We start from the raw sequence: 628 nt of genomic DNA on the forward strand, positions 1-628 counted from the left end.
GGGTCGGGGCGGCCGGACTGGTTGCGAGCCGGGGACTGGCTGCGCACCGGTGGGGTGGCGGCGGAGAACCGCGATGCGTGAGCTGTTCGAGTACGCGACGATCCGGATCGTTCCCCGGGTGGAACGGGGCGAGTTCGTCAACGTCGGCGTGATGCTGTACTGCCAGCGATCCCGGTATCTGGACCTGCGCTGCCGGCTTGACGAGGGGCGCTTGGGCATTCTCGACCCCTACCTCGACCCGGCCGTCGTGGTCGCCCACCTGGCGGCGTTTCGTGCGGTCTGCTGCGGCGGCGAGCAGGCCGGCCCGGCCGGGCGGCTCACCGCCGGAGAGCGGTTCCGCTGGCTGACCGCGCCGCGTAGCACCGTCGTGCAGACCTCACCCGTCCACACCGGCCTGACCGGTGATCCGGAGGCCGAGCTGGACCGCCTCGCCGTCCTTCTGGTCGACCGGCCGGGACCGCCGGTCCCCGATTTCACCCCTCGGTGACTCGCCGCCGCCCGTATGACCGGAGCCGCCCACACCCCCTTGGCTCTCATCCCGGCTTTTCCGCAGGGCAGAACGGATGCGAGGAGCCGTGCAAGGCAAGGAAACGAGCCCTCGGGGTGGCGAGGGCGGGGTGGCGAGGCG

The 628-nt window shown here is 72.1% G+C and carries 1 protein-coding gene; it reads left to right on the top strand.

Annotated elements, in window-relative coordinates; all coding sequences use genetic code 11:
* Window positions 1–73: 73 nt before the first annotated feature.
* Entirely contained in the window at window positions 74–487 is a 414-nt protein-coding gene (locus tag NBZ83_RS32505; protein ID WP_261571375.1) for a DUF3037 domain-containing protein, read from the top strand.
* Window positions 488–628: the final 141 nt, after the last annotated feature.

This window comes from Frankia gtarii, from assembly GCF_025403375.1.
GTDB classification, from domain to species: domain Bacteria; phylum Actinomycetota; class Actinomycetes; order Frankiales; family Frankiaceae; genus Frankia; species Frankia gtarii.

What these genes read in the sequence shown, in the direction of transcription:
- NBZ83_RS32505 (WP_261571375.1), top strand. Translation starts at nt 74, where the DNA reads ATGCGTGAGCTGTTCGAGTACGCGACGATCCGGATCGTTCCCCGGGTG.